We start from the raw sequence: 26,993 nt of genomic DNA, 5'->3' as shown, positions 1-26,993 counted from the left end.
AACTATCTGCGGCCCCGGTTCGGACCACATGTGCGATCTACCCGGGATCCGGTCGGCTAATCGAGCGGATATCACCCGATGGTCAGGCTGTTTCGCGGCTTGAAAATGGTGTTTACCAGTGGTATTCGCGGGTAAGTCGACAGCGGGGAGGTGGCCGAATCCGACATCGCGGCCGCGGCGGTGCGCCCGTACCCTCTGCAGATCGGTCCGCTGTGATCACGGAAATCGGACTGCCGCAGGCAGATCCAGCTATCCGGCGACCGACTTCATCCAGTCGATGACGGCGGCATGATATTGCGCGGTGTTCCGTGCGAGATTCACCGAATGTCCGCTGCCGGGCAGCACGAAGGTATGCAGCCGCGCGGCCGGACTGAAAAACGCGGCCTCCGCGGCCTGCAGGGTCGTGCTGTCGGCGCAGATCGCATAGGCGGGTCCGCACGACAACCGGTCCAAACTGCCATTGACGACCATGACCGGGGCGGTGATCAAGCTGGACATCCCTGGCAGGGTAGAGGTGAGGCCGTCGGGATATTCGGTGAGCGAGAAGGTTTCCTTCGTGGCCTCATCGATCGCGAGCACCTGCGGATCATAATTATCCGGCCCGAAGAAGTCACTGGCCCGGGTGCCCGGCCGGGTCACGAGATAGCCCGAATCGTATCCGCGGCTGGCGAATACGGGATCCTGCACCGCCTGGTAGTACGTGCCGATCACGCCGAGGACATCCGGCACGCTCAGGGTGTGCGAATATCCGGTGAGCAGCACGCCGTCGACGTCATGGTAGGTGGTGGCCTCCATGACCGATGTGCCGGAGCTCAGCGAATGACCACCGGTGACGACCTTGCCGAACGGCTGTGCGCCCGCGAGTCCGTGGCGCAGGGCCTGCACGATGTTGTGCAGGGCTTCCGCGGTGGCGGACGCGGTCAGTGACATGCTCGGCGGCCGGGTGCTCACGCCGTTACCGAGCCGATCGGCCACCAGCGTCGCGTAACCGGCTGCATTCATCGCGCGCCGGAAGTTGTAAGTCTCTGGGGCGTAAGGGAAATCCCAGTAGGTGTGGTTGTAATTGGACCCCGCCATCAACACCATGACGGCATCGGTCGGCCGGTCCGGCAGGCACAGGGTCGCGCCCAACGTCCCCTGCGGTACCGGGAAAGAGATCTCCTGACAACGGTCGGGCGAGGTGGCCGGATCAGCACTGGCCCCGCCCGGCACCACACCGAGCATTGTCGCCGCCGCGGTAGCGGCCACCAGCATTCGGGCGTAGAGCTTCTTCGTCACCGCGTTCCCTCCGAATGGGAAATATCGTGCGCCGCGCCATCTTCTGGCGAATCACCATACCGCACACGAAGATCCGTAGCTATGGGGTTGCGTGACGAAGATACGATCTACGATGCACGGCATGGGTTCGCGTGGTGTGCACTTTGTCGGCAGCTTTCCGGGTACGAGTACCGACGATGCGATGCGCGCGATGCTCGATGCCGCGGGGCCCCGCCTACGCACGCTCCCGACTGGGGAAACGCGTCGCTACGAGTTCTACATCCAGCCGATCATCGAGGATCTGGTGGCGCAGGGCGCATTGGAAGTGAAGAAGTCGGGTACGTGGCGCTCGAGTCGGGAGCGGACCATCCATCGCGTTCCGACTGGTCGCGAGCTGACGGGCGACATGATGGAGCTCGGTTATCTCGCCGAGGCCCAGGAGGCGCTGCCGATATTCCAGGGTTTGCGTACGGCGCGCGAGCTGCCCGAACTCACTCTCCAGATCGGGATGCCGACCGATTTCACCCTGGCCTTCATCGCCATGGGCATTCCAGGTGTCCGGTCGCATCGCAAGGCATTTCGTGACGCGACCGTGCGCGATATCGCGGCCATCCACGAACTGGTCGGTACCGAGGACGTGGTCGTGCAATTGGAGGCGACCGCGGAAATGGTGCTCATGGCGAAGGCGCAGCCACTGCACCGACGGCTGGAGGCGGCATTGCGCCTCGGCGAGGGGATTGCGGCGCTGGCCGAATCCACGCCTGCGGGAACCAGATTCGGCGTGCACCTGTGCGTCGGAAGTATGCGCAACAAGTCCCGGGCCAGCATGCGTGATCTGCGACCCTTCGTGGACCTGGCCAATTCCGTTGCCCGGCAGTGGCCTTCGGATCGCCCACTGACCTATGTGCACGGTCCGCTTGCGGCCGGAGATATCCCGCCGTCGGCGGATCCTGCGTTCTACGCACCCCTCGCGGACCTCTCACTCGGCGAGGGCACCAATTTCTACGCGGGATTCGTCCACGACACTCCCACGGTGCCAGAGCAGGTCGAGACCTTGCGGTTGATCGAGAACGCGCTGAGTAGACCGGTGGACGGCGTCGCGAGTGCATGCGGACTCGGTCGCCGTCCACGTCCGATCGCCGACGCGCTCGCGGCGCGCGCCGATACGCTCGCCGCGAGCTAGGGCTTGCGACCGACTCCGCCCAACAGCACCAACTTGGTGCGCGGCAGGTCGTCGTCGAGCCAATTCTGTACCGGCACCAGACCGGGTTCGACTATTTCGAAGCCGTCCAGGTAGGCGGCCACCATATCCGGGGTCCGGAATTGGACCTGCGCCGAGCTGCCGTTGGTATCGCCGGTCGACTGTGCGACGAACTCCGCGTATGTGTCGACCGATCCGTGGGTGAAGGCCAGGATGCTTCCCGGCGCCATCACATCGCGCAGTCGCGCGATGATCTCGGCCGGGTGTTCGTCGTCCATCACGAAGTGCAGCACGCCGACGATCAGAATCGCTACCGGCTGGTCGAAGTCGATCTGTCCTTCGGTCCGCGCCTTCTCGATGATCTCGTCCGTGCGGCGAATATCACCGAGTACCGATGTGACACCGGACGTGCCGGACAACAGCGCGTTGGCGTGCACGTACACGACCGGGTCGTAGTCGATCATCACGACGCGTGCCGAGGGGTCGACCTTCTGCGCTACCTCGTGCACGTTGGGCGAGATGGGGATTCCGGCACCGATATCGATGAACTGCCGAATCCCCGCCTGGGCCGCCTCTTCCACGGCGTTGAGCAGGAATTTGCGACTGAACCAGGCCGTCGTCTTGGTGTCCGGCGCGACCGCGAGCATGCGCTCGGCGACCCGCTGGTCCACCTCGTAGTTGTCTTTACCGCCGAGTAGGTAGTTGTACACCCGAGCAGCGTTCGGCTTGGATGGATCGACGCGAACCGGCGCCCGATCGGCCTCAGCCACCGCACCTCCCTTGATGCCCCTCGGCACATCGTAACAACGTCTGGTCGTTTGTCCGTATGGATCGGGCTGCCATGCCCGATTGCGGTGAATCCTTTGTGCGGGTTTACACCTCTCATACTTGTGTCGGCAACACGGTCGGCACGAAATCGGGAGGTTTGTCGTGATCATAGCCGCGATTGTTGTTGGGGCGCTGCTCATTTGCGCGTGCAGCATCACCGTGCTGCGGCGGCGGAGCCGGTCGGAATGACCGAGGTGTGCTGGCCCGACGAACATCTCGTCGCCGCGGCGCGGGCGGGCGATATCGAGTCGATCACCTCGCTGGTGTCCGGATCGCATCCGCATGTGCGGCGCTTCGCGTATTCGCTGTGCGCGACGCCGGAGGATGCCGAGGATGCGGCGCAGGAGGCGCTGATCATTCTGTACCGAAAGATCGGGACATTGCGAGCATCGGGTGCGTTGGCCTCGTGGATGTTTCGCATTGTGCGCAATGAATGCCTGCGGCAACTGCGGTTACGCGTGCGTCGGGCCGAACCGATTCCCGACTCGGCCATCGCATCGGCGGAACAGGAGGCGCTCAATCGCTGGGAGGCCGAGCGGGTGGCCGCGGCGATCGCCGCACTGCCCGGCGACCAGCGGCAGGTGCTGATCATGCGAGATGTGCAGGGGTACAGCGGTCGGATGGTCGCGGATCTGCTCGGGCTGAGCACCGCGGCCATGAAATCACGGCTGCATCGGGCGCGTGCGGCGGTGCAGGGGAGTTTGGAGGTCGGCAATGAGCTTTGAGTTCGCCAGTGCGTCGCTATCGCGCCATTTGGCCCGTGGCGCAATCGGATTCGGCGCTGTGGTCGGTTCGTTCGCACTGATGCCGGCGGTCGGCCCCATCGGTCTGCTGCTCCTGCCGGTCGGTCTCGTAGCACTGCGTGGCTGCCCGACCTGCTGGGCGATCGGCTTGCTCCAGACGCTGTCCCGCGGCCGACTGCAGCGCTCGTGCACCGACGGATCCTGCCAACTGGTTACGACGAAATCCGGTGCGACATAACCGCTTCCACCACCGGAACACAGCCGCACCCAAGTTGGGTGCGGCTGTTCTACGTGCGGTTCTTGGCGGGCCGGTTGGAAGCGGCGCGGCGTTCGGCCTGTTGGGTTTTGATGCGCTCGTTTTCCTTCAGCACCGCGGCGTAGTTCTCGCGTTCGCGGATCAGCCATTCGGGCGGGTCGGCGAGCAGGGCGGCGATTTCCTCGGCGTTCATCGCGTCCGAGACTTCGGCGCGGGCCAAGCCGGTATTGGAAACTCCGAGTTTGCGGGCGACGATATCGCGGGGGAAGGGGCCGGTCTTGCGCAGTTCGGTCAGCCAGGCCGGGGGATTGGTGCGCAGCTCTTCGAGTTCGGCGCGGGAGATCGGGGAGTTGCGGAATTCCTCGGGCGTCGCCGGAAGGTAGATGCCGAGCTTGTTCGCCGCGGTCTGCGGCTTCATGGTCTGCGGTTTCTTATCCGGGCTCACCGGTACAGCCTAATGGGCACGGCCGGACGCAGTCCGCCCGCAGTCTGTTGCGCTTGGACGAGCGAATGCGAGGCCACCGCGTATCCGGCCCGTGCGTGCCCTCAGACCACCCGCCTCGCGAGTCGACAGCCCCGATGGCAATACCCTCATACGAATGAACCCCGAGTCCATCGACGTGACCCGCCTGCGCTGGTTTGTCGCGGTCGCCGAGGAACTGCATTTCGCCCGTGCGGCGAAATCGCTGCACATTTCGCGACAGAAGTTGAGTCACACGGTGATCGACTTGGAGCAAGAATTCGGAACGAAACTCTTTGTGCCCGGAGCGCAGCCGACGCAGCTGACCGAGGCTGGACAGCAGCTGCTGCGCGACGCCAGGGATATCATCGCGCGCGCCGAGGAGAAGCCCGCGCCCGTGGCTGCCGGGGATGTGGCATTGCGGGTCGGCTTCGTACCTGGTGTGACGGTCTCCAAATGGACGCGGATCTGGAGTGAGCGGTTCCCGGACACCCCGCTCGAGATTCTCCCGATCCCGATGGCCGAACAACTCACCGCGCTGCGTGACGGGCGCGTAGACGCCTGTTTCGTCCGTCTGCCCATCGATCGCGAAGGTCTGAGCGCGATTCCGCTCTACCGCGAGCTTCCCGTCGTGGTGGTGCCCAAAGACCACACCCTGTCGCTTTTCGAACAGGTGGGCATGGGCGATCTCGAAGGTGAACGGATTCAGGACTCGAGCGATATCGATGCGATCGCGGGCACCCTCGAATTGGTCGCGGCCGGTGTCGGCGTCGCCGTCGTCCCGCATTCCATTGCCCGGTTGTACGCCCGCCGCGACCTCGTCTACCGGACGATGATGGGCGTCCCGGCCACGGAAATCGCCCTGGCCTGGCCGGCCGCACACACCACCGAACTGATCGAACAGTTCGTCGGCATCGTGCGCGGCCGTTCGGAACGCAGCTCGCGGGCCCAGGCTCAGCGCAAGAAGACCGAGCCGAAGAAGACCACCGCCAAGCGTTCGACGAGGAATGTCGTCAAGAACGCCGGAGCCAAGAAAAAGCCCGCCAAGCGACGAGGGCGTTAGGCGGGCGAATCCCCCAGCGAGTCGATACCTTCGGTGTGGACTACCGAGGCTTGCGGCGCAGGATCGAGTCGCGGATCATGATGCCCGCGATCACGGCGGCGAAACCGACCAGGAACAGGTCTTCGATGTGGCCCTTGTGGTTGCCGATCGTCATGGCCACCAGGATCACGCAGACGATCCAGCCCGCGACACGGAAGGTGCGGCGCGATTCCCCGCTCCAGCCCCATTCGGCGGACGGAACCTCGGCGGTATCCACGTGGGTGACGATTGCGCGGTCACTGGTGGGTTCGAGTTCCGTGGCGGCCACGATCGCTCCTTAGCTCGGTGTAAGCGTTGCTGCCGATATCGTGGCATACGACCGCTCGTCGTAGCCAGCAGGGCTGTGTTCGATCGGCGGCCGGCGCCCTCCGTGGTTACGCAGGCTACCGCCTCCGGGCGCGTCGCTAGCCCCGCTGCCACAATGGGGCCGTGTCCGACATCGTGAGAGTCCTTCTGCTCGGTAGCACCGGTTCCATCGGTACCCAGGCGCTCGAGGTGATTGCCGCCAATCCCGACAAGTTCGAGGTGGTCGGCCTAGCCGCGCGCGGCGGCAATACCGAGCTGCTCGCGGCCCAGATGGCCGCCACCGGGACCCGCAATGTCGCGGTCGCCGATCCGGCCGCGGGCACCCGACTCGACCTGGCACTGAGCGGTCCCGGCGCGGTCACCGAACTGGTGCGCCGCACCGAGGCTGATGTCGTACTCAACGCGTTGGTCGGTTCGCTCGGTCTGGAGCCGACCCTTGCCACGCTGCAATCGGGCACCCGACTGGCGCTGGCGAATAAGGAATCCCTTGTCGCGGGCGGCTCGCTGGTGACCCGCGCCGCGGCACCCGGGCAGATCGTGCCGGTCGACTCCGAACATTCCGCGCTCGCCCAGTGCCTGCGCGGCGGCCGGGCCGAGGAGGTGGATCGGCTGGTGCTGACCGCGTCGGGAGGTCCGTTCCGTGGCTGGAGCACCGAAATGCTGGAATCGGTGAATCCGTCCGAGGCGAAGGCGCATCCGACCTGGTCGATGGGCCTGATGAATACGCTGAATTCGGCCTCGCTGGTGAACAAGGGCCTCGAACTGATCGAGACGCATCTGCTGTTCGGAGTGCCCTACGACCGCATCGACGTCACGGTGCATCCGCAGTCGATCGTGCACTCCATGGTCACCTTCAAAGACGGCTCCACGCTGGCCCAGGCCAGCCCCCCGGATATGAAGCTGCCGATCGCACTGGCACTCGGTTGGCCCGATCGCGTACCGGGGGCGGCCGCCGCCTGCGACTTCAGCACCGCGTCGACCTGGGAATTCGAGCCGGTCGACAATGCGGTATTCCCCGCGGTCGAGCTGGCCAGGCAGGCGGGCACCGCGGGCGGCAGCGTCACCGCGGTCTACAACGCGGCGAATGAGATTGCGGTGCAAGCCTTTCTGGACGGGATCATTCGTTTCCCGGATATCGTGCGCACCGTCGCCCGCGCGGTCGAGGCGGCCGATCGGTGGCGCGCCGAACCGGAGACATTGCAAGACGTACTCGCCGCCGATACCTGGGCGCGCGACTACGCGCGCACCCTCGTCGATCGCTGATAGAACCGTATCGGGCGCGCCGCAGGACGGCGGCCTGGCAGACTTACCGGAGAGGGTTGGTCGGCGTCCGGTTACTGTGGTCGGGGTGCCCGCGGCGCGGACGGACGCGCCTGTGCGGGTAATCGCGGCCGCTGCGGGCTGCCGCACTTCATTCGAGGCGAGCTGCGCAACGCAGGAGGGCTGTACAGCAAATGGTGTTCGCGTTGGGGTTCGTACTGTTCGCCCTCGGCATCACGATTTCGATCGCGCTGCACGAATGCGGGCATATGTGGGCCGCCCAGTCCACCGGCATGAAGGTACGGCGCTATTTCATCGGCTTCGGTCCCAAGATTTTCTCGTTCCGGCGCGGTGAAACCGAATACGGTCTCAAGGCACTCCCGCTCGGCGGCTTCTGCGATATCGCGGGCATGACCGCATTGGACGAACTCGCACCCGAGGATCTCGACCGGGCCATGTACCGCCAGGCCACCTGGAAGCGCCTGGTCGTGATGTTCGGCGGGATCGCGATGAACTTCGTGCTCGGTTTCCTCCTGCTGGTCGTGCTCGCCATCGGCTGGGGACTTCCGCGTTTCGACCAGCCGCCCGCGACCACCATCGGCGCGATGAAATGCGTCGCCCAACAGAATCCGGACAAATCGCTGGCAGACTGCCAGGGCACCGGACCGGCGCAGCAGGCCGGCATGCAGCGCGGTGACGTGGTCAAGGCCGTCAACGGCGTGAAGGTGACGACCTGGCAGCAGTTCACCGCCGAAACCCAGAAGCAGACCGGCCCGTTCACTTACACCATCGAGCGCGACGGTCAGACCAGGACCATCGAGGTCACCCCGGAGCGCGTCACCCGCTATCCCGATGACGGCGGGCCGGGCCGGGAGGTCAGTGCGGTCGGCGTCGGTTCGGAGTACTACGAGCCGCTGAAGTACAACGCGCTGGCCGCGATTCCGGCAGCGGGCGCGTACACCGGGCAGATGTTCGTGCGCACGGTGGAATCGCTGGCTCAGATGCCGCAGAAGGTTTCCGCGCTGTGGACCGCGGTGACCGGTGGCGAACGCGATCCGGAAACCCCGGTCAGTGTCTACGGCGCGAGCAAGATCGGCGGCGAGACCGCCGAGCGCGGCCTGTGGGGCGTATTCATCCTGGTCCTGGCCAGCCTGAACTTCTTCCTCGGCGCGTTCAACCTGCTGCCGCTGTTGCCACTGGACGGCGGCCATATCGCGGTGGTGCTCTACGAGAAGGTCCGCAATACCGTGCGCGGCTGGAAGGGACTGGCACCGGGCGCTCCGGTCGACTATTTGAAACTGCTTCCGGTGACCTACGTCGCAGTGGTGATCGGCGGTGCGTATATGGTGCTCACGCTGGTCGCCGACATCGTGAATCCGATCCAGTTGTTCCGCTGACGCGCTAACCTGTCCCGGTTGTTCCGCGATAACCACCGCGTACGCCGGATTGCTGGCCTTTCGGGACATCTGTGTGTCATGACTCATGTCATGGCTGTCACAGGGTGGGCAGCCGCAACACGCGGCTATCCTCGGTAGGCGAACGGCCCGAAACAGTACGCACGAAAGTAGGCAGCCGAAAGTGACCAGCACAATCGGATTGGGGATGCCGACCGCACCCGTGGCCGTTCTCGCGCCTCGCCGCAAGACCCGCCAATTGATGGTGGGCAATGTGGGCGTCGGCAGCGATTACCCGATTTCCGTGCAGTCGATGACCACCACCAAAACCCACGACGTCAACGCCACCCTGCAGCAGATCGCCGAACTGACGGCCTCGGGCTGCGATATCGTGCGCGTCGCCTGCCCGCGCCAGGAGGACGCCGACGCACTGGCGACCATTGCGCGCAAGAGCCAGATCCCGGTCATCGCGGATATTCATTTCCAGCCGCGCTATATCTTCGCCGCCATCGATGCGGGTTGTGCCGCGGTGCGCGTAAACCCGGGCAATATCAAGGAATTCGACGGCCGGGTCGGCGAGGTGGCCAAGGCCGCGGGTGCCGCGGGCATCCCGATTCGCATCGGCGTGAACGCCGGTTCGCTGGATAAGCGGATGTTGGAGAAGTACGGCAAGGCGACCCCGGAGGCGCTGGTCGAATCGGCGCTGTGGGAGGCGAGCCTGTTCGAAGAGCACGGCTTCGGCGATATCAAGATCTCGGTCAAGCACAACGATCCGGTGGTCATGGTCGAGGCCTACCGCCAGTTGGCCGCGCAGTCGGACTACCCGCTGCACCTCGGTGTGACCGAGGCCGGTCCGGCGTTCCAGGGCACGATCAAGTCCGCCGTCGCCTTCGGCTCGCTGCTGTCGGAGGGCATCGGCGACACGATCCGGGTGTCGCTGTCCGCGCCGCCGGCCGAGGAGGTCAAGGTCGGCGGGCAGATCCTGCAGTCGCTGAACCTGCGCCCGCGCAAGCTCGAGATCGTCTCCTGCCCGTCCTGCGGTCGCGCCCAGGTCGATGTTTACACGTTGGCCAATGAGGTGAGCGCCGGTCTGGAGGGCATGGAGGTGCCGCTGCGGGTGGCCGTGATGGGCTGCGTGGTGAACGGTCCGGGTGAGGCACGCGAGGCCGACCTCGGCGTCGCCTCGGGCAACGGCAAGGGCCAGATCTTCGTCAAGGGGCAGGTCATCAAGACCGTGCCGGAGGCACAGATCGTGGAGACCTTGATCGAAGAGGCCATGCGCATTGCCGAAGAGATGGGCGAGACCGAAGGCGCGGGCGAACCCGTCGTCACCGTCGGCTGACCTTTCGAGCGACCCGCAAGCGGTCGTTACGGGCGGGAGTTCCCGAGTAGCCGTACCACAGTCGACCGATTCGTGGCAGGCTGTCGATGTGCGGAGTCTGCTGGAGCCGGCGCGACGGGCCAAGGATGCCCCCGCGCGTCAGCTCGCGAATCGGGATCTGGCACAGGTGCTGCGGGTGCTGGATAGCGATCCGATCGCCTCGTGCATGGTGGCGGCGCGGTTACAGGAATTCGGCTTGGATACCGGCGTCGGACACGGTGAATTGTGGAGTCGGGGTGGTCCGTCGGAATCGCTGTGCTTCTCGGGTGCGAATCTGGTGCCGTTGCGCGGTGACGAGGATGCGTTGCGCGCCTTTGCCACGCGGGCGATCCGCTGGCCCCGGGTGTGTTCGTCGGTGGTCGGGCGTCAGGAATTGACGCTGCCGCTGTGGGAGATGCTGTCCGCGCATTGGGGACCGGAACGCGAGCTACGCGGTGCGCAGCCGCTGCTAGCCCTCGGCCAGCCCGCGCTGGCCCCCGCCGATGCGCAGGTCCGCCGGGTTCGGCCGGATGAGTTGGAGCGCTATCTCGCCGCGGCGATCGCCATGTTCATCGAGGAGGTCGGGGTCGATCCGCGCGCCGGTGACGGCGGCCGCGGCTATCGGCGCCGGATCAAGAGCCTGATCGAATCCGGCCGCGCCTGGGCGCGTTTCGAGGACGGCGAAGTGGTGTTCAAGGCCGAGGTCGGATCGCTGTCCCGGCGGACCGGGCAGATCCAGGGCGTGTGGGTACATCCGCAACGTCGCGGCGCCGGTCTCGGCACCCGCGGTACCGCCGCCGTGGCGAATGCGGTGGTGGCCTCGGGCCGCACCGCGAGCCTCTACGTGAACGACTACAACAGCATCGCCCGCCGGGCCTACAGCCGGGTCGGATTCCGGCAGATCGCCACCTTCGCGACCGTGCTGCTCGACTGAACGCGGTACCGAACATCGGTGTGCCACAGCCGTTTGCTCGCGGTTGACTATACGATCGGTGCCGATGTCGACTCGCATGCTCATTACGCTGGCCGTCGCGGCTTTCGCGGCGGCGGGATCCGGCTGCTCGGCCGACCCGCAGGGACCCGTGCCCGCAGCCGATGCCTTCCTTGCCGCCTTCGCCGGCCACGACATCGAGGCCGCGGCCGAACTCACCGGTCAGCCCGAGAAGGCAACCGCCGCACTGCGTTCCGCGTGGGACGAGTTGCAGGCCGAGAAGTTGACCGCGCATACCGGCGCGGCCAGGGTCACCGGCGATACCGCGACCGTCGAGTACACCTACGAGTGGCGCCTGCCCAAGGACCGGATCTGGAAATACACCGGCCAATTGCAGATGGGCCGCAGTGACGGCCGCTGGATGGTGCGCTGGACCTCCGCCGATATCCACCCCAAACTCGGCGCCACCCAGACCATGGCACTGCGCGCCAACCCGGCCCCGCGCGCCAGGGTGAACGAGCAGTCCGGCAGCGATGTGCTGGTGCCGGGCAAGGTATCTCGGGTCGCGTTCACCGTGGCCTCCGCACCGGATCCGGGCTATACGGCGACCTCGCTGGCGGCGGCGTTGAACCGCTTCGACGACCGGCTCACCCCCGAGGCGATCCTGAACGCGGCGTCCGCCGCCAAAGGCGAGTACACCGTCGCGCTGTTGAGCGAGTACGAATTCGACCAGGTGAGTGGAGATCTCATCGGTCTGCCCGGGGTAACGCTGACCCAGCAGTGGGATATGGTCCCCACCGACCGGGATTTCGCACCCGATCTGCTCGCGCAGGTGCGCAAGACGGTGATCGCCGAGGTGGACGGCAAGGCGGGCTGGAGCGTTGTCACCATGAACGCCAACGGCGCCGATACCGACGTACTCACCGAGGTGCCCGCACAACCCGCCCCGTCGTTCTCGCTCAGCATCGACCGCAATGTGCAGAACTCCGCACAGCGTGCCGTCAGCGGCCGCGAGGAGCAGACCATGATGGTGGTGCTGCGGCCGTCGACCGGCGCGATTCTCGCTGTCGCACAGAACAGGGCGGCCGACCGTGCCGGACCGGTGGCCACCATCGGCCAGTATCCGCCGGGCTCGGTCTTCAAGACGGTGACCGCAGCCGCGGCGATGTCGCTCGGAAAGGCAACGCCCGAAACGGTTTTGCCGTGTCCGAGCCGAATTGTCGTCGGGGAGAGGACAATTCCGAACTACAACCTATTCCAACTCGGTGACGTACCGATGGCCACCGCCTTCGAGCGGTCCTGCAATACCGCATTCGCGAAACTTGCCAGCGACCTGCCCGGCGACGCATTGCGCGATACCGCCGCGAAATTCGGTGTGGGACAGGGGTATACAGTTCCGGGCCTGCTGACCGAATCGGGTTCGGTGCCACCGGCCGACGATATGATCCAGCGCACCGAGGACGGCATCGGCCAGGGCAAGGTGGTGGTGAGCCCGTTCGGAATGGCGGTGCTCGCCGCGACCGTCGCGCACGGGGCGGCGCCGGTGCCGTATCTGATCGCCGGACGGACCACGGAGATCAAAGGGGACCGTCCGGCCATCGGGTCCGAAGTGATCGATGGTTTGCGCATGATGATGCGCAAGGTGGTCACCGGCGGTACCGCCGAACGCATTGCCGACCAGGGCGAGGTATACGGGAAGACCGGGGAGGCCGAGGTCGACGGTGGCTCGCATTCGTGGTTCGTCGGCTACCGCGGGGATTTGGCCTTCGCGACCTTGCTGGTCAAGGGCGGCAGTTCGGACAATGCCGTCGCCGTGACGCGCGATATGCTCGCCGCCCTGCCCGCAGGGTACTGAACCCCGACTCAGTTGGTGCGACTGGTGGACTCCGGCGGGGCTCCGCGATCGGGCATCTCGTAACGCAGTGTGGTGGAACCGATTCGGATGACATCGCCGTGCGCGAGTGCGGTATCGGCACCGATCGGCACACCGTTGACGTAGACGCCGTTGGCCGAATCCCGATCCCGGATGAAGATCCGGTTCTCGCGCGGCACGATGCGCGCGTGCTTGCGGCTGACCCGGGCATCGTCGAGCACGATGTCGTTATCCCATTCCCGGCCGATCCGCAGCCCGGTCGCCGGAATGGCGATCGCCTCACCGTCGCCGACTCGCAGCCAGGCCTGCCGCAGCACATCGGGCAGATCCCGCTTGGTCGCCCCGGGGGAGGAGGAGACCGCGGGCAGTGCCTGCTGGCTGCGGATCGCCGCCTCCAGTGCCAGCGTGCGCGGATCCGGGTCGATGCCCTGCTGGTCGGCCAGGTTGCGACGGATGCGCAGACAGGCGGCGAGTGCGTCGGCCTGGCGGCCCGTGCGGTAGAGCGCGGAGATGAATAGTCGCCAGAGCCGCTCGTTCACGGCGTGTTCGGTGGTCAGTGCGGTCAGTTCGCCCAGGACCGCGCCTTCGCGCCCGCATGCGATATCCGCGTCCAGGCGATCGGCGATGGCATTCAACCGGCGCTCGTCCATATCGGTGGCGAAATTATCGGCGAAACGCAGTCCGCGTAGTCCGGCGACCGCCTCACCACTCCACTCCGCGAGCGCGTCGGCGAAACATTCGGCCGCGGTTTCCAGATCGCCGGTGGTGAAGGCCAGCGAGCCCTGGGTCCTGGCCCGCTCGAAGCGGCCGACATCGCATTGATCCTCGCCGATATCGAGGAGGTATCCGGCGTGCACGGTGCGCAGAATGGCCCGGTCGTCGACCCCGGCCGAGCGCAGCACGGTGCGCAGATTCGAGACGTAGGCGTAGAGGCCGTCGACGGAGCGATTCGGCATCTCCTCTTCCCAGATGCTGTTCGCCAGTGTGGTTTTCGCGACGGCATTGCGGCGGTTGATGACGAGCATGGCGAGCAGCGCGCGAAGTTTGGCGCCGGGCAACGGTATCGCTCGAGCGTCGACCAGCAGGCGCACCGGCCCGAGCACTCGAAGATCGAGCGCCGGCCGATTCGAGCCCGCAGAGCCCACCAGATTCCCTCCGAACGCACTCTGCTTCCGGACCGCCGCTGCCCCACGGCTGTTTCGCCGACGGAAGCGTCACGCGATGGAATTCAGCATACGCACCGATGGCACGCCCTGCCCGTCGCGACTACGCCGTCGGCGAAATGACTACGCACCGTGCCGGATTCGGATCGATAATGTGATCGTCCATCGCCGTGGTGGACGTCGTCGGCGATCTTGTTGGAGTTGACCGGATGGAAGATGTACTGCTGACCCCGCCCGATGCGGCCGAAGTGGAGCTGCTGGCCAGCGGTGTGGTCGCCGCGGCGTCCGGCGCGGACGGGCTGACCCCGCTGCAGCAGTTGCTGATTCCGTCACTGTTCCTGTCGATGACCGGACATCGAGTCGAGTTGGAGACGCTGCCGCCCGTCGATGCCGAGAGCTTCGCGGTCGGGCTGGCCCGGCGCAATCGGATCTTCCGGGAGCGGATCGTGCAGACGATGCTGCTATCCGCGCTGGTGGTGCGGCCGTTGCCGCCCGCGGTCGCGACCAAACTGCGGGAGTTCGCCGACGCGCTCGAGGTCGACGACGAGATGATCGCGGTGGCGCAGAAATACGCCGAGGGCGCGATCGAACTCGCCGCGGTCGACTTCGACCGCAACGGTTATCTCGGCGGGCTGGATCCGAGCCGGTTGACCGCGCTGCACACCGAAAGTCTGGATTCGTCCTGGGGGCAGGTCAGCGATGATCCGGCTTTGGCCGCGCACTGGGCTACCCTGCGCGAGTTGCCCGTCGGTACGCTCGGCCGCGGCGTCTCCGATTTCTATGCCGACCGTGGCTTCGTCACGCCCGGCCTGCCGGGTTCCGCGCCGCCGCTGCTCGCCCAGCACGACTGGGTGCATGTGCTCGCCGGATACGGCACCACGCTGGAAAACGAGATCGAGGTATTCGCATTCATGGCGCGCGCCAATGACGACCCGCGCGCGTTCAGCCTGCTCGCCATGGTGATTTCGCTCTTCGAAACCGGCTACCTACATGCCGGAGCTGGATTGTTCGAAGCCAACGAAGGACATTTGAGCACCGCGGGCATGGCGACGCGCCTCGGCGATGCCATGCGGCGCGGGGCGCTCACCCACGGCAGCCACGATTTCCTCGACCTGGACTGGTTCACGCTGGCCGATCGGCCGATCGCGGTGGTGCGCAACGAGATCGGATTGACCGCGAAGTCACATGATGCCGTTGCGGCGGGTTCCGTCGGCGCTTGGGAGACGGGCGGTATCACGCCGTACCAACTGCATTCGGCCGAGGCCGCCGCTCGGGCCGCGGGCCGGCCGTATGCGCCCTGGCGTCCTGATCCGTCCCGCGACTGATCAGGCGCGGTGCAGCGTCGCCGCGAGGTGGTGGGTCAGTGGTTCGCCGACCGCGGCCATGCGCAGGGTGTAGTCGATGGTGTCGCCGGCCAACTTGATCGAACGGCCGAGGGCGGTCACCACTTTCGCCGTACTGCTGCGGCCGATGCTGGTCGATTCGAATTCCATTTGCAGTTCACCGTCGACGATAGTGAGGCTGCCCTCGCAGATCTCGGTGATGCCGGTCGGGTGGGCCAGGATCAATTCGACGTGATCCGGGCGCGGGCACCGCAGATAACCGGTTTCGGCATGCATCGGTCGGCTGCCGTCGGCGGCGCGGGTGCGCTGCCGGTAGGTGAGGAACGGTCGGCCGAGGTGGCCGAACTTGATTTCCTCGACATAGTCGAATGACTCGATGGTCGGGTACTCGCCGTGCCCTGGTCCGCGCCATGTGCCGAGCAATGGAGCGAGCGGAGCGATATCCGGATGAGGGGCGACGGAAGGTTGGGGGGCGACCACGCGCGACAGCTTAAACCCGTCGGATCCGGGACGTTCCGATACGGTCGAAATTCCTCCGAGCTAAGGTTAGCATCGCCTAATCGCCAAATGAGGGTTGCGAGAGGCTGGAAAGGACGAAGAAGTTGAACGCACGCCTTAGTGAATTGCGCCGCAACGGTGCCTGGCGGTCGCGGGCCCGCAACGGTCTGCTGCGCGCCTCGGTGCTCGGCGCTGCCCTGGTCGTGGCCGCGGCATGCTCGGATTCGAAGTCGTCTGACGATGAAGTGCCTGCCCTCGACGGCAATCACTACGCGCAGACCAACCTCGCTGCCAACACTGCCGAATACAAAGCGCAGTACACCTTTCCGGATATGGTGAACGCGTGGGGCCTAGCCGATCGCCCGAAGGGTGCGGGCGGGCACTTCTGGGTCGGCGCGGGCGGTAAATCGTTCCAATTCGTCGGCGATGTCAGCGCGTCCGCGGATCCCAAGGTGCAGAAGCTGTTCCAGGATCCGCTGAAGATCGTCACGGTTCCAGGTGCGGATGCCGACACCTCGGACAAGAGCATCGGCAAGACCACCGGCGTCTTGTTCAACGGCGCTCCCATCACCTCCGATCTGTTCGTCGTGCGCGACCAGCCGGTGGATGTCGACGGTGCGCCGGTGCTGCTGACCGGTTCGTCGCGGTTCATTTTCGCCACCGACTCCGGCAAGATTTCGGCCTGGACCGAGCAGGGGCCCGAGGGCGCGATCATCCGGCACGACGGTCCGGCGAATCTGGTCTTCGACGGCGAGTCCCAGGGCATGGCGTTCTTCGGCATCGCGCTCGCTCCGTCCGGTGACAAGCTGCTCGCCGCCGACTTCGGCGAGAACCCGCAGGTCCGCACCTTCGACAAGGACTGGCAGCTGATCCCGACCGTCGGCTTCGCCAACCCCTTCGCCACCGGCGACCAAGTCGACGCGGCCGCCCCGGATAAGGGCAAGAAGGCCAAGCCCGGCGATCCCGCCCCGTTCAATGTGACCACCATCGGCAACCGTGTATTCGTCTCGTACGCGGACACCAAGCCGGATGAGCAGGACGCGTCCAAGTTCGACAAGGCCGAAGAGGATTCGCTCGACAAGGACCAGGAGAAGGACGTCAAGGGCAAGCCCGCCAAGGGCAAGGTCGCGGAATTCGACGGCAGCGGCAAGTTGGTCCGTATCCTCGACGACGGCGGTCGCCTCAATGCGCCGTGGGGTGTCGCGCTCGCGCCCGCGAACTTCGGTCCGCTCAGCGGCAAGCTGCTCGTCGGCAACTTCGGTGGCCTCGGCCACGTGCTCGCCTACGACGACGCCACCGGTAAGTTCGTCGACTACCTGCGCGATGAGAAGGGCCAGCCGGTCGAGATCGAGGGTCTGTGGGCGCTGATGTTCGGCAATGGCGAGAGCCTCGGCGATGCCGACTCGCTGTACTTCACCGCGGGCCCGGATGACGAGAAGGAAGGTCTGTTCGGCAAGCTCCGCTTGAAGTAACCCTGTCTTAGTCGAAGGCGGTTCACGGCAGTGCGCCGGGAACCGCCTTTGTCGTACGCACTACTCGGGATCGGGGGATGGCGGGGGCCATCGTTCGGACCAGCTCCAGAGTGGCCGCAGCGCCGCGGTGAGGTCGAGGCCAGCGGGGGTGAGTTCGTAGGTTTTGTCCGCGTTCTTGGTGATCACGCCCGCGGTCTGGAGGTGTTGCAGGCGGGTCGAGAGCATGCTCGACGAGCAGTTGCCCATGCGACGGCGCAATTCGAGGAAGCCGAGGCGGCCGGGTTCCAACTCCCAGAGGACGCGCAGGATCCAGCGTTGGCCGATGAGCTCCATGGTGGCCAGCATGGGCGCGTGCGCCGGGTCGTCTCGCCCGCGCGACGGCTTGGCTCCATTTGCACTTCTCATTTCGAACTACCATAGTGATTCTAAATTAGAAGCGTTGCTGTGGGCTGATGAACGAGAGGCAGATGGTGGGCGACTCGACGGAACGACGGATTGTGCTGATCACCGGCGCGTCGCGGGGGATAGGGGCCGAGACGGCGAAAGTGCTGGCGACGGGCGGTGATCACGTGATCATCAACTATCGGGAGAAGCGCAAGCGCGCCCAGACGATCGCCGATGAGATCGGCGCTGCCGGCGGCAGTGCCTCGATCGCCGGTGCCGATATCGCGGATGCGAACGCCACATCGGCGATGATCGCCGATGTGGTGATGGAGTTCGGTCGGCTGGATGTGTTGGTGCTCAACGCATCCGGCGGTCTCGAGCGCAATGCCGCCCCCGACTACGCGATGGCGTTGAACCGTGACGCGCAGGTTCGTCTGGTGCGGGAAGCCTTGTCGCACCTGCCGTCCGGCGGCCGGATCGTCTTCGTGACCAGCCATCAGGCCCACTTCCACGGCCGCAAACCCGTTCCGGCGGACTATGAGCCGATCGCCGCGAGCAAGCGTGCGGGTGAAGACGCCTTGCGCGCAATGATTCCGGAGCTGACCGAGCGTGGTATCGGGCTGAATGTGGTGTCCGGCGACATGATCGACGGCACGATCATTGTCCGCTTGCTGGAACGCCGTAATCCCGAGGCGGTTTCGGCTCGTCGCGATCACGGTGCACTGCCGACCATCGAGGCGTTCGCCGCCGTCGTCGGCGAGGCCGCAAGTGCCGCAGGCGAATCCGGTCGCACATTCTATGTCGGTGGTCAGGATTATCTGGCGGAGGGCGTACCCGCGTAGTCGAAGCCGCGCGGTCGCTGATCATCGGACCATAGTTCGGGTTACTGCGCATTTGCCACGGACGCGCCGGTCTGTAACAGATTGATATCGGCGTTTCCGGTCGCGGGCACGGATCTGGGTCGATAATCGAAGTGTGACGTGCGGTCGTGCGGTGCGGAAACGACATTGCTGGTCGGGAGGTTCGCCGATGGCGGCGCATTCCGGCGTCGGTGGGAGGCTCAGATGAGGGATGTCGGAGATAACCAGATGGTTCCGGGCCGGGATATGTTGCTGGCCGCATGCCGCGGTCTACCGCACGACGATCATCCGATGCTGGAGGCGGCGGGGGAGTTGGCGCAGCTGCACGAAATCCGCGAGCGGACGCCGGTGCGCGAGATCCCCAAGCTGGATCGGCGGCGCGGCCAACTGGTGCGGTCGATCGATATGTGGGTGACGCTGGCGATGCCGGTGCCGTGCTCCGAGGCGCAGTTGCACTCCGAAACCGTCGGCGAGGTCGTGGATCGGCTGGCCAGAATGATCACGCAGGCGTTCGTACCGCTGTCCGAGGCGCCGGAACCTGTCTTCTATGACGCGTGGGTGCAGCTCAACGAGCTGGCGGATAGCTATCAGGATCTCATCGACGGATTACGTGCGGGCACCCGACGATTGCCCGGTGGCTAGCGCCCGCGCCCGAAAAGTCGGAACGAACGCGCCGGGCGGCGCGGCAAGGTGGCGTAGACCATCGTCATATCGGCGAATACCTCCGCTTCCCGTTCGCGGTCGGCGCCGAAGTGCTCGCGGCCGAGTACATGCTTGATGGAGGACGACGAGATGGACGGCAGCAGTGCGGCCAGCGACGGTGTGATCGGCTCGCCTGCCTCCGTACCGTCCTTACCGTGCCCGAATAGCATGTGGCCGATCTCGTGCAGGATGATGTGATCCGCATTGCGCTCGGTGGCGGATGCGTCGTAGACGATGATGTCGTCGTGACCGCGCGCGATCCAGAGTCCGCTGCCACGGCACCCGATGTCCGCGAGCGCGGCCGCGGGGATCGCCTGCAGCGAGATGGAACGACCACGGTGCGCGGCGACACTTGCGAGGTAGGCGGACAGATTCCAAGGACTGGGGAGGGGCACGGTCCGCGCTGCTTCACGGAAACGGGCTTCCATGCTGGTCATCGGGGCATACATTACTCACCCCGGGCACGGTAGTCACCTCGCGAATCGGACATTCCGTCGAAACCGATAGCGACACTGCATAATTCACGCACCCGTGAGACGCCGTTCTGCTCGGGTCGGCAAAACACCTTGGTGGGATTCATCGCCCCCTCGGTGTCGTCGTTGCGACACCCGGGGGCGGTATCGAAACGTCATCGGTGCGGCGAGATTGGACGACGAGCCGCTCGCCCGACGCGGTGGCGGCGCGCCCGATTGCGGTGGGCACGGATGATAGTGAGCGAGATCGATCATGCGATACGTACTCGAAGAGTGCGGAAAGCGGTACCGGCTGCGGCTGCGTGCGACATGCTGAGAACAGCCGGTTCCCCACCGACAAGCACGGTTGACGCGCAGGATGGGAGCGTGCGGATGAGCATCGGTAACGACGCGGTATCGAGCACCGTTCAGCAGGAACGCGGCGACGGGGAAAACCGCCGCCTGAGCAGCGAGCGGCTGGTGGACGCGCCACCGCCGCGGATGGCGACGGTGGCGCAATGGTGGGCGCTGACCGCGCGCCTGGTCCGGCCGTCTTGGCGCAATGGTGAGCTATTCACCGCGCTGCTCGCGCCAGTGGTCTTCACCGTCGGCTTCTACGTCCCGCTGAACCTCGTGATGTCGCTGAACCCGCTCCGGCGGGGCGGGCTGAGCAACTACGCGCAATTCCTCATGCCCATGATCGCCATGCAGGCGATCGCCTTCTGCGCCATCACGGCCGCATTCCGAGCGGCCTCCGATGCCAAGGACGGGCTCAATGTTCGGTTCGGATCGATGCCGATGCTTTCGACGGTGCCGCTGGCCGCGCGAGTCACGACCGCGCTGGGTCGGGCGGGGATCGCGCTGGCCGCGGCCCTCGTGTGCGGCCATGTGATCGGCTTCCGCTTCTATGGAAGCTGGTGGGAAACAATCGGTTTCATCGTGTTCGCGATGCTGATCGGGCTGGCGCTGTGCCTGGGTGCCGATCTGCTCGGGAGTCTGACCAAGAGCCCGGAGGCGACCACCCAGGCGCTGATCCTGCCGCAGTTGATCCTCGGCATGGTGTCGAGCGGACTTTCCCCGGTCAGCCAATTCCCGCACTGGATCCAGGGGTTCGCACGCAACCAGCCGGTCTCGCAATACGTATACGGGCTGCGGGCGCTGGCCGGTGACCCATCGGGCCACGCGGGCGTGGTCGGCTGGTCGACCCTCGGGCCCGGGCTGGCCTGGATACTCGGTCAGATCATTCTCTTCGGTGCGGGCGCGGTATTCGTTTCGATCCGGAGGTCGGCATGACCGAGGTACTGACCCCCACGGCGGAACTGCCCAAGGTCTACGGTCGCACCGAGACCTGGCGTCTGCTGCTCCCACAGACAATGATCCAGACCAAGCGGCTGCTGATGCGCTGGTGGCGTGATCCGCTGACCGTCGTGCAGTCGCTCGTCTTTCCCGCACTCCTGCTGATCGTACTGAATACCGTTCTCGGAAAACAGATTTCGGAGTTCTCCGAGGTGAGTGCGCTGTACGGTTTCGTGCCGATGTCGGCGCTGGTCGGTGTGATGTCCGGTTCGGTGGCAGGTGCCATCACCCTCGGACGCGAGCGCGACGAAGGTCTGCTGGCCCGCTTCTGGGTGCTGCCTGTGCACCGCGCGTCCGGACTGATCGCGCGCATTGTCGCCGAAGGGATCCGGATTGTGCTGTGCACGGCGGTGATGTTCGCGGTGGGCGTTGCGCTCGGCTTCCGATTCCAGCAAGGGCTGCTCGCAGGTATCGCGCTGTTCGGGGTGCCGCTGCTGTTCGGCATCGCCTTCGCCACCGTGGTCACCGCAGTGGCCGTGTTCAGTGCGAAAGCCGCACTGGTGGAGGCTGTTTCGCTCGGATCATCGTTGATGATGTTCTTCAGCACCGGGTTCGTGCTACTGGTCGCCTATCCGCCGTGGGCCCAGCCGATTGTGAAGCATCAGCCGATGTCCTACGCCATCAATGCCATGAAGGGGCTATCCGTCGGCGGGCCGGTACGCGACCCGCTACTGGCCACCATCGCCTGGTGTATCGGCGCGCTCGTAGTCTTCGCGATCCCGGCGGCGGTCGGCTATCGACGAGCCAGCCGCAGCTGATCAGCTCATCTCTTTGGAGGCCCTGTCGATCAGCGCCATGGAGTCGCGCGGGCTGAGCGCCATGGCGCGCAGCTGGTCGAAAATAATGCCGAAGCGGCGGATCTGGGGATGGCCCTCGATCAGCTGATCACCCGCGATGCCCTCGACGTACACCAGCTCCGGATCGGCCGGATCCTTGAAGTCCAGCAGTGTGAAGGATCCGGCCATGCCGGGGTGCACCCCCGCGCTGAACGGAAGTATCTGCAGGATGACGTTTTTCATCTGCGAATCGTCGAGCAGCCGCTTCAGCTGTGCCTTCATGACATCGGGGCCACCGACCATCCGCCGGATGGCGGCTTCGTCGAGCACCACCCACAGTTCCAGCGGATCCGCCTTGGTGAGATGCATGGCCCGATCCATCCGCGCCCGCACATTGTGCGACACCGTGGCTCCGTCCAGCTTCGGCATATTGGTGTCGATGACCGCCTCGGCATAGTCCGAGGTCTGCAATAGCCCTGGGATGTAGGAGGTTTGGTAGTGCCGAGCCGAGAGCGCCTCGGATTCGAAGTTGATATAGGCCGCGTGCACCTCGGTCAGCGTCGCCTCGTATGGCCGCGACATCCCGGGCTTGAGTGCGTCCGATAGGAGTTCGAGCGCATCGTCACGTTGCTGTTCGGTGACGCCGTAGAGATCCAGCATCGCCATCAGCGTGCGCCGCTGCGGGCGCGCCTGCGCCGTCTCGATGCGGTACAGCGTGGTGATATTGATGCCGGTCTTGCCGCTGACGTCCTCTTTGCTGAGCCCCGCGTGTTCGCGCATCTCGGTCAGCAGCACCGAGAGCCGCCGCAAACCCGCGGTGAGGACTGTGCGCTTGCCTGCCATGACAACCCTTTCGCCCGGCGCACCCGTTAGCACTCTTGCGTACATGTCTGTAGTAAGTGCCCCGCCACACACGCAAATATGCATTCGCAGCGTGGTCAGAGACTACCGCCTTTCACAGCAATGAAGTTCGGAGTTTTCGCTGCGATATTCCCTTGTCACGGTAGATCGCGGCTCGGTGGCCGGATCTATGGGGTGCTCGTCCTTGTAGTCGCGGCACCGTCTTCTCGAGACCGGGGATGGGATCGACCTAGCGCGGCGACTTCGTGGTGGCGGTTCGGATGGTGTGCTGCTGCTCGATTTTGCCGGGCATTCGTCTTGGCCGAGGCCGCGGTCCTCGACGGGCGACCGGCCACCTGGCGCTGGCCGGCATGCGGTGAGCGCGCGGCGCACTATCCCGGAATCGATGTGGACGCCGATGCCATTTGCGTGCGCGATGGTCCGATCGTCACCTCGGCGGGCGTGGCCGCGGGCATCAATATGGCACTCGCGCTCGCTGCGGATCACGGCGCCGAATTGGCGCGCGCATTGGCCGAACATCCGGTTTCTACGAATCAGGAGGCACGCCCAGATCAGGAGTTGACCCATGCCCGTTTCGCGCCGAACTGTCCTCGGGGTCGGATCTACGCTGCGGTGGTCAGGAAGACCGGCTGCGGCACAACCGGATTCATTGTCATCGACGTTGGCTCGTGCCGCACGGAATCGGTCGCGCACGAACAGGGCTGCACGATATCGGCATCGCCGAAATAGCCCACGATGAACAGCGATTCGAAATGGACGGCGCGGATTTCGCCGCGAAGTTCCTCGAGGACCGCGGCCTCACCGATGAGCGAGTGGATATCGTGTGGGACGGAATCCCAGCGCATACACCGGACTCGGCGATTCGCCGACGTACCGGCGCCGGCGTCCAGTGGAGATCTGGATCGCGGTGTCGGGCACCGGTATCGACGTGGCCGCCGGTCTGTCCGAGCTGCCGCCGGGTACGCCGATCGAATGCACCGCGCGTATCCGCGGCGGGGTGGCACGGGCGCTCGGCCACGCGCAGGCCGACGCCGATCCGAACAAGGCGCCGCTGGGTGACTAGTTACCTCGGGACTCCCCGACCGTAGGCGGCGATCGCATACTGCCCACGCGCTGGGCGATGATGTGGCAAACTCTTGGCCACCGGTCCAGCTCCCTGCGAGTATCGCGCGTGAAAGTCGTTGTCGCTAGCTGTCTGTGGGGTCGCTGCTCGGTGACCATGTCGTTACCGCAGCAATGAGAACGCACTCTTGCGTTCTTGCATATGTAAGAGCATGATCCAGCTACGCTAGTTGTGAAGAACCGATCCGCTGACCGGGATAACCGAATCGAGAGCCAATCATGTTGGTACAAAGCGCGTTGGTGTCGGGTGAATTCGAGGTACGGCGATGAGCGCGCCTACGGTGGGGGTGTTGCCGACCGCTCCGCAGATATTGTGTGCATTTCAGGGACGACGTTTTCAAGATCGTGAATTACTGCGTTCCGCACACGCCCTCGCCGAACTGCACGCACGCCGTGCCGAGATTCAGGACATGAATCTCGTGGCCGAAATCGATTGCCGTCGTGGCGAACTTGTCGACGATATCAATGAGTGGATTGCGCAGGAGATCCCGCAGCATCGCAATGGTGCTTCGCTACATACCGAGAGCCTCGGTGCGGTGGTGGATCGGATGGCGCGCAGTTGGGTGGATGCCAACACGGCCATCGATGTCGATGGCGCGCGTAGCGACAATACCCATAAACACTGGTACCACTTGGCGGAACTCGTCGACGGCTACACTGATCTGGTAACCGACGTGGCCGGTGGCCGCCGCCGTTTGCCTGAACAGTAAAGTCTCGACGGCGACTTTCGTCCGCAATAGTGACACTGCCCCGACAGCGTTACTGCTCAATTGGCGACGTCCCGGGTCCGCGTTGTCCGACCAATGACCCGACCCGGACGCCAACGTCGCCGGCACAGTGACGGCGGGCGCAACGGGGCGCCCCGCCCGGCGTGCCGCGTGGTCGACTGGCGCGGCACGCCCGCCACGGAATTCGCCACTACTGGCGAATTCGACAGTGTCCGAACTCATTCGGCGACCATCTAGACCGCTGCTGCCGCGGCGCGAATATCGATCGTGTCGTGTGCGCGTAGTGCGCCGGGCAGTTCGACCCACGGTGCCGACCAGTCGAAGTGATTCCTGCACTGCTCGATCAGCGTCACCGCGGCAAGCAGGCTGGCCAACTCACTGCTACCGATAGGGCACCCGCAATCGCGAGCATGGTCTCCGCGCATTGCGCACGGCAAGGTCGCCTTCAATCGCTGCGCGGGACGGTCGATCAGCGCGCAACCCCGCGCGACCGCACCCGCCTGTTGAATCGACCGCGCGGTCGGTTTTCTTTCTGCTCAGCCGATTTGGGCCAGATGCAGACTGGCCGGCACTCGCGCCATAACGGCTCGGTCGCCAGCGGGCCCGCCGCGGACCTGGCCGCATCGGAGAGTTCGGTCGCCGTGCCGAGTGCGGTGGTCAGCGCGACGAGGCGCTTCGACTACCGAATTCCGTTCCGCTCGAATCGAGTTCGCCCAGCAGAGCCGTTCGTAGCGACGACCGCGGCCATTATTGCCTGTGACGACGGCGGTACCGAGCGCATCGGCATCGGGCCGAACGTCAGGTATGCGGCTATCGTGGCTCGCGAACGATGAAGGCCATTCTCGGGGATTTCGTGAGTGAGGATTACCGATGTCGTATAGCCCGCCGCCGGAACCGGCCAACCCGACCTGGCACCCCGGCCCGAACACCGGATACTCCGCGCCCGGCCCGCCGCCGGGTCCGAACCCTTATCAGCAGCAACAACCCTGGGTGTATACCAACGATCCCGGATGGCAAGGCGGTCCGCACGCGACCGGTCAGCGGCAGGGGCCATGGTTCGCCGTAGCGTCGGCGATCCTCGGCATCATCGGTTGCGTACTCCCGTTCCTGCCGATCGACCTGACCGGCGTGCGGCCGTTGGTCGGCCTCCCCTTCGCAATTCCCGGACTCGTCCACGGGATCGTCGGCTGCACCGGACAGCGCAGTGCCAAGGCACTGGCGGTCACGGGAATCGTCCTGTCCGTCCTCGCGCTTACCGCAGAGTTCATCATGCTGCCCCAGCTGATGTGAGCAGCCTCCGTTACCGAGTCGTCGCGATCAGGAAGTCGCGATGATCGTGCTGGCGAGCAACGCGGCGGCCAGCCCGATGATTTGGCTCCGGCGCAGTCGCTCCTGCAGCGCGGACACGCCCAGAATCACCGGGACGATCGGATAGAGCGAAGACAGCACGACTGCCACGGCCAGGTATTGAGTCCGGGTGGCGAAGAGGTAGGACACCAGCGCTACGGCGGCGAGCATGCCAGAACATCCGGCTACCAGATCGTTCCGATGTCGTTGAGCTGGTGCGGTATCCCCGGATTCGGACGCGAGTTGCCATGCGAGCAGGGCGACGAGCGCAACGGCCGCGGCCCGGCCCGCCGTCACCGGCCAGATCCCGGCCGCGGGCGCGGCTTGTGCCAGCGCCAGATACTGCACGGCGATGCCGAGGCCGGCGATCAGTCCGTCACCGATGGCGGCCCCGGCCATCGGTCCGGTGCCTGTGGTGCCGCCCGCGACGAGCCAGAGAGCGGGCAGCGCGAGCATAATCCCGGCCCATGCCGACGGTGCCGGATGTTCACCGAGCAGGACGGTTCCGATCAGAACCGGCAGGGCGACACCGCCAACGGCGCTCACCGGTACGACCACCGACATTGCTCCGCGGCTGATTCCGCGGAACAGGAAGGTCATCGCGATACCGGTCCCCACGCCCGATAGAGCTCCCCAGCCCAGATCCACCGGCCGAGGCACTGTGTGCGAGACGAATGGGCCGACGAGAGCGGTGCCGACGAAACCTCCGAGTTGGCCGAGCAGGGCAACACGCTCGAATCCGACACGCCGTGACGCGACCCCACCCAAGAAATCCGAAATCCCGTAGCTCAACGCAGAAACCAACGCCAGTAGCGTGCCCACGATCAGATTCGCCGGTCGTTGTGCATAACTCATGCGTAACCCGGGGGCTGGGCCTATGTCAACGTGGCGCGGCAGCTGAGGTCCGATCCCTTCCGTCGGCGAACGCTGGTTCGGTGCCGATTATGTTTCGGGGCAG

30 protein-coding genes are annotated in these 26,993 nt (G+C 65.4%); 19 read left to right on the top strand and 11 right to left on the bottom strand.

Features of this window, described 5'->3' with window-relative positions; translation table 11 throughout:
- Window positions 1-249 precede the first annotated feature (249 nt).
- The gene (locus ACFYOW_RS17605) at window positions 250-1,278 is read right to left on the bottom strand and encodes an alpha/beta hydrolase (protein WP_387289064.1); all 1,029 of its coding nucleotides are present in this window, start codon (window positions 1,276-1,278) and stop codon (window positions 250-252) included.
- Between the two features lie 121 nt (window positions 1,279-1,399).
- Between ACFYOW_RS17605 and ACFYOW_RS17600 the strand changes: the two genes are divergently transcribed.
- Window positions 1,400-2,440: a hypothetical protein gene (locus ACFYOW_RS17600; RefSeq protein WP_387289062.1), complete on the top strand. Its 1,041-nt coding sequence runs from the start codon at window positions 1,400-1,402 to the stop codon at window positions 2,438-2,440.
- On the opposite strand, the gene ACFYOW_RS17595 is transcribed toward ACFYOW_RS17600, so the two are convergent.
- Window positions 2,437-3,228 (bottom strand): SAM-dependent methyltransferase, encoded by a 792-nt coding sequence (locus ACFYOW_RS17595; protein WP_387289060.1) that lies wholly within the window; start codon window positions 3,226-3,228, stop codon window positions 2,437-2,439. The two genes, ACFYOW_RS17600 and ACFYOW_RS17595, sit on opposite strands and share 4 nt — an antisense overlap.
- A 243-nt stretch (window positions 3,229-3,471) precedes the next feature.
- Between ACFYOW_RS17595 and ACFYOW_RS17590 the strand changes: the two genes are divergently transcribed.
- Together ACFYOW_RS17590 and ACFYOW_RS17585 are read left to right on the top strand one after the other, a co-directional pair.
- On the top strand, window positions 3,472-4,011 hold the full coding sequence (locus ACFYOW_RS17590; RefSeq protein ID WP_387289058.1) for an RNA polymerase sigma factor: 540 nt from the start codon (window positions 3,472-3,474) through the stop codon (window positions 4,009-4,011).
- Window positions 4,001-4,267 carry a hypothetical protein gene (locus ACFYOW_RS17585; protein ID WP_387289056.1) on the top strand — a complete coding sequence of 89 codons (267 nt, stop codon included), beginning with the start codon at window positions 4,001-4,003 and terminating at the stop codon, window positions 4,265-4,267. The genes ACFYOW_RS17590 and ACFYOW_RS17585 overlap by 11 nt, the downstream gene beginning before the upstream one ends.
- A 49-nt stretch (window positions 4,268-4,316) precedes the next feature.
- On the opposite strand, the gene ACFYOW_RS17580 is transcribed toward ACFYOW_RS17585, so the two are convergent.
- Entirely contained in the window at window positions 4,317-4,730 is a 414-nt protein-coding gene (locus ACFYOW_RS17580; RefSeq protein ID WP_387289055.1) for a DUF5997 family protein, read from the bottom strand.
- Window positions 4,731-4,884: 154 nt separating this feature from the next.
- Between ACFYOW_RS17580 and ACFYOW_RS17575 the strand changes: the two genes are divergently transcribed.
- Complete coding sequence (locus ACFYOW_RS17575; RefSeq protein ID WP_387289054.1) at window positions 4,885-5,808, top strand: LysR family transcriptional regulator; 924 nt, start codon at window positions 4,885-4,887, stop codon at window positions 5,806-5,808.
- A gap of 40 nt (window positions 5,809-5,848) precedes the next feature.
- Here the strand turns inward: ACFYOW_RS17575 and ACFYOW_RS17570 are convergent, their stop codons facing one another.
- Window positions 5,849-6,115: a DUF2631 domain-containing protein gene (locus ACFYOW_RS17570; protein ID WP_387289052.1), complete on the bottom strand. Its 267-nt coding sequence runs from the start codon at window positions 6,113-6,115 to the stop codon at window positions 5,849-5,851.
- 161 nt (window positions 6,116-6,276) lie between these two features.
- Here ACFYOW_RS17570 and dxr point away from each other — a divergent pair, with 161 nt between their 5' ends.
- The 5 genes from dxr to ACFYOW_RS17545 all read left to right on the top strand — a co-directional run bounded on the left by dxr (window position 6,277) and on the right by ACFYOW_RS17545 (window position 12,953).
- A complete protein-coding gene (gene dxr / locus ACFYOW_RS17565; RefSeq protein ID WP_387289050.1) occupies window positions 6,277-7,416 on the top strand; it encodes a 1-deoxy-D-xylulose-5-phosphate reductoisomerase in 1,140 nt (379 codons plus the stop codon).
- 191 nt (window positions 7,417-7,607) lie between these two features.
- Complete coding sequence (locus ACFYOW_RS17560) at window positions 7,608-8,810, top strand: M50 family metallopeptidase (protein ID WP_387289047.1); 1,203 nt, start codon at window positions 7,608-7,610, stop codon at window positions 8,808-8,810.
- Window positions 8,811-8,991: 181 nt separating this feature from the next.
- Window positions 8,992-10,149 carry a flavodoxin-dependent (E)-4-hydroxy-3-methylbut-2-enyl-diphosphate synthase gene (gene ispG / locus ACFYOW_RS17555; RefSeq protein WP_387289045.1) on the top strand — a complete coding sequence of 386 codons (1,158 nt, stop codon included), beginning with the start codon at window positions 8,992-8,994 and terminating at the stop codon, window positions 10,147-10,149.
- A gap of 88 nt (window positions 10,150-10,237) precedes the next feature.
- Entirely contained in the window at window positions 10,238-11,101 is an 864-nt protein-coding gene (locus ACFYOW_RS17550) for a GNAT family N-acetyltransferase (RefSeq protein WP_387289043.1), read from the top strand.
- 64 nt (window positions 11,102-11,165) lie between these two features.
- On the top strand, window positions 11,166-12,953 hold the full coding sequence (locus ACFYOW_RS17545; protein WP_387289041.1) for a penicillin-binding transpeptidase domain-containing protein: 1,788 nt from the start codon (window positions 11,166-11,168) through the stop codon (window positions 12,951-12,953).
- Between the two features lie 8 nt (window positions 12,954-12,961).
- Here ACFYOW_RS17545 and ACFYOW_RS17540 read toward each other — a convergent pair whose 3' ends face one another.
- Entirely contained in the window at window positions 12,962-14,116 is a 1,155-nt protein-coding gene (locus tag ACFYOW_RS17540; RefSeq protein WP_387289039.1) for a BTAD domain-containing putative transcriptional regulator, read from the bottom strand.
- Between the two features lie 227 nt (window positions 14,117-14,343).
- Between ACFYOW_RS17540 and ACFYOW_RS17535 the strand changes: the two genes are divergently transcribed.
- Window positions 14,344-15,459, top strand: coding sequence for a hypothetical protein (locus ACFYOW_RS17535; protein ID WP_387289037.1), 1,116 nt, complete (start codon window positions 14,344-14,346; stop codon window positions 15,457-15,459).
- Here the strand turns inward: ACFYOW_RS17535 and ACFYOW_RS17530 are convergent, their stop codons facing one another.
- Complete coding sequence (locus tag ACFYOW_RS17530) at window positions 15,460-15,966, bottom strand: peroxynitrite isomerase (RefSeq protein WP_387290037.1); 507 nt, start codon at window positions 15,964-15,966, stop codon at window positions 15,460-15,462.
- A 176-nt stretch (window positions 15,967-16,142) separates the two neighbouring features.
- Between ACFYOW_RS17530 and ACFYOW_RS17525 the strand changes: the two genes are divergently transcribed.
- On the top strand, window positions 16,143-17,447 hold the full coding sequence (locus tag ACFYOW_RS17525; protein ID WP_387290036.1) for a TIGR03118 family protein: 1,305 nt from the start codon (window positions 16,143-16,145) through the stop codon (window positions 17,445-17,447).
- A 60-nt stretch (window positions 17,448-17,507) separates the two neighbouring features.
- Here ACFYOW_RS17525 and ACFYOW_RS17520 read toward each other — a convergent pair whose 3' ends face one another.
- Window positions 17,508-17,852 carry a winged helix-turn-helix transcriptional regulator gene (locus tag ACFYOW_RS17520; protein WP_387289035.1) on the bottom strand — a complete coding sequence of 115 codons (345 nt, stop codon included), beginning with the start codon at window positions 17,850-17,852 and terminating at the stop codon, window positions 17,508-17,510.
- A 47-nt stretch (window positions 17,853-17,899) separates the two neighbouring features.
- On the opposite strand from ACFYOW_RS17520, the gene ACFYOW_RS17515 reads away from it, so the two are divergent.
- Together ACFYOW_RS17515 and ACFYOW_RS17510 are read left to right on the top strand one after the other, a co-directional pair.
- Window positions 17,900-18,673 (top strand): SDR family oxidoreductase, encoded by a 774-nt coding sequence (locus ACFYOW_RS17515; RefSeq protein WP_387289034.1) that lies wholly within the window; start codon window positions 17,900-17,902, stop codon window positions 18,671-18,673.
- 222 nt (window positions 18,674-18,895) lie between these two features.
- Window positions 18,896-19,333 carry a DUF4254 domain-containing protein gene (locus ACFYOW_RS17510; RefSeq protein WP_387289032.1) on the top strand — a complete coding sequence of 146 codons (438 nt, stop codon included), beginning with the start codon at window positions 18,896-18,898 and terminating at the stop codon, window positions 19,331-19,333.
- On the opposite strand, the gene ACFYOW_RS17505 is transcribed toward ACFYOW_RS17510, so the two are convergent.
- Window positions 19,330-19,830 carry a hypothetical protein gene (locus ACFYOW_RS17505; RefSeq protein ID WP_387289030.1) on the bottom strand — a complete coding sequence of 167 codons (501 nt, stop codon included), beginning with the start codon at window positions 19,828-19,830 and terminating at the stop codon, window positions 19,330-19,332. The two genes, ACFYOW_RS17510 and ACFYOW_RS17505, sit on opposite strands and share 4 nt — an antisense overlap.
- A 408-nt stretch (window positions 19,831-20,238) precedes the next feature.
- On the opposite strand from ACFYOW_RS17505, the gene ACFYOW_RS17500 reads away from it, so the two are divergent.
- A complete protein-coding gene (locus tag ACFYOW_RS17500; protein ID WP_387289028.1) occupies window positions 20,239-21,138 on the top strand; it encodes an ABC transporter permease in 900 nt (299 codons plus the stop codon).
- Entirely contained in the window at window positions 21,135-21,959 is an 825-nt protein-coding gene (locus ACFYOW_RS17495) for an ABC transporter permease (RefSeq protein WP_387289026.1), read from the top strand. The genes ACFYOW_RS17500 and ACFYOW_RS17495 overlap by 4 nt, the downstream gene beginning before the upstream one ends.
- On the opposite strand, the gene ACFYOW_RS17490 is transcribed toward ACFYOW_RS17495, so the two are convergent.
- Window positions 21,960-22,820: a helix-turn-helix domain-containing protein gene (locus ACFYOW_RS17490; protein WP_387289024.1), complete on the bottom strand. Its 861-nt coding sequence runs from the start codon at window positions 22,818-22,820 to the stop codon at window positions 21,960-21,962.
- Window positions 22,821-23,135: 315 nt separating this feature from the next.
- Between ACFYOW_RS17490 and ACFYOW_RS17485 the strand changes: the two genes are divergently transcribed.
- The 3 genes from ACFYOW_RS17485 to ACFYOW_RS17475 all read left to right on the top strand — a co-directional run bounded on the left by ACFYOW_RS17485 (window position 23,136) and on the right by ACFYOW_RS17475 (window position 24,670).
- Window positions 23,136-23,567 (top strand): hypothetical protein, encoded by a 432-nt coding sequence (locus ACFYOW_RS17485; RefSeq protein ID WP_387289023.1) that lies wholly within the window; start codon window positions 23,136-23,138, stop codon window positions 23,565-23,567.
- A 94-nt stretch (window positions 23,568-23,661) separates the two neighbouring features.
- Complete coding sequence (locus ACFYOW_RS17480) at window positions 23,662-23,901, top strand: hypothetical protein (protein WP_387289021.1); 240 nt, start codon at window positions 23,662-23,664, stop codon at window positions 23,899-23,901.
- A gap of 325 nt (window positions 23,902-24,226) precedes the next feature.
- Window positions 24,227-24,670 (top strand): DUF4254 domain-containing protein, encoded by a 444-nt coding sequence (locus ACFYOW_RS17475; RefSeq protein WP_387289019.1) that lies wholly within the window; start codon window positions 24,227-24,229, stop codon window positions 24,668-24,670.
- 251 nt (window positions 24,671-24,921) lie between these two features.
- Here the strand turns inward: ACFYOW_RS17475 and ACFYOW_RS17470 are convergent, their stop codons facing one another.
- Complete coding sequence (locus ACFYOW_RS17470; RefSeq protein ID WP_387289017.1) at window positions 24,922-25,062, bottom strand: hypothetical protein; 141 nt, start codon at window positions 25,060-25,062, stop codon at window positions 24,922-24,924.
- A 496-nt stretch (window positions 25,063-25,558) separates the two neighbouring features.
- Between ACFYOW_RS17470 and ACFYOW_RS17465 the strand changes: the two genes are divergently transcribed.
- On the top strand, window positions 25,559-25,978 hold the full coding sequence (locus ACFYOW_RS17465; RefSeq protein ID WP_387289016.1) for a hypothetical protein: 420 nt from the start codon (window positions 25,559-25,561) through the stop codon (window positions 25,976-25,978).
- A 27-nt stretch (window positions 25,979-26,005) separates the two neighbouring features.
- Here the strand turns inward: ACFYOW_RS17465 and ACFYOW_RS17460 are convergent, their stop codons facing one another.
- Window positions 26,006-26,890 carry an EamA family transporter gene (locus ACFYOW_RS17460; RefSeq protein ID WP_387289015.1) on the bottom strand — a complete coding sequence of 295 codons (885 nt, stop codon included), beginning with the start codon at window positions 26,888-26,890 and terminating at the stop codon, window positions 26,006-26,008.
- Window positions 26,891-26,993: the final 103 nt, after the last annotated feature.

This window comes from Nocardia sp. NPDC006982 (assembly GCF_042869435.1).
Lineage (GTDB): Bacteria > Actinomycetota > Actinomycetes > Mycobacteriales > Mycobacteriaceae > Nocardia.
Note: the sequence above shows the minus strand (reverse complement) of the source record. Positions and strands in the feature narration are given on the sequence as shown.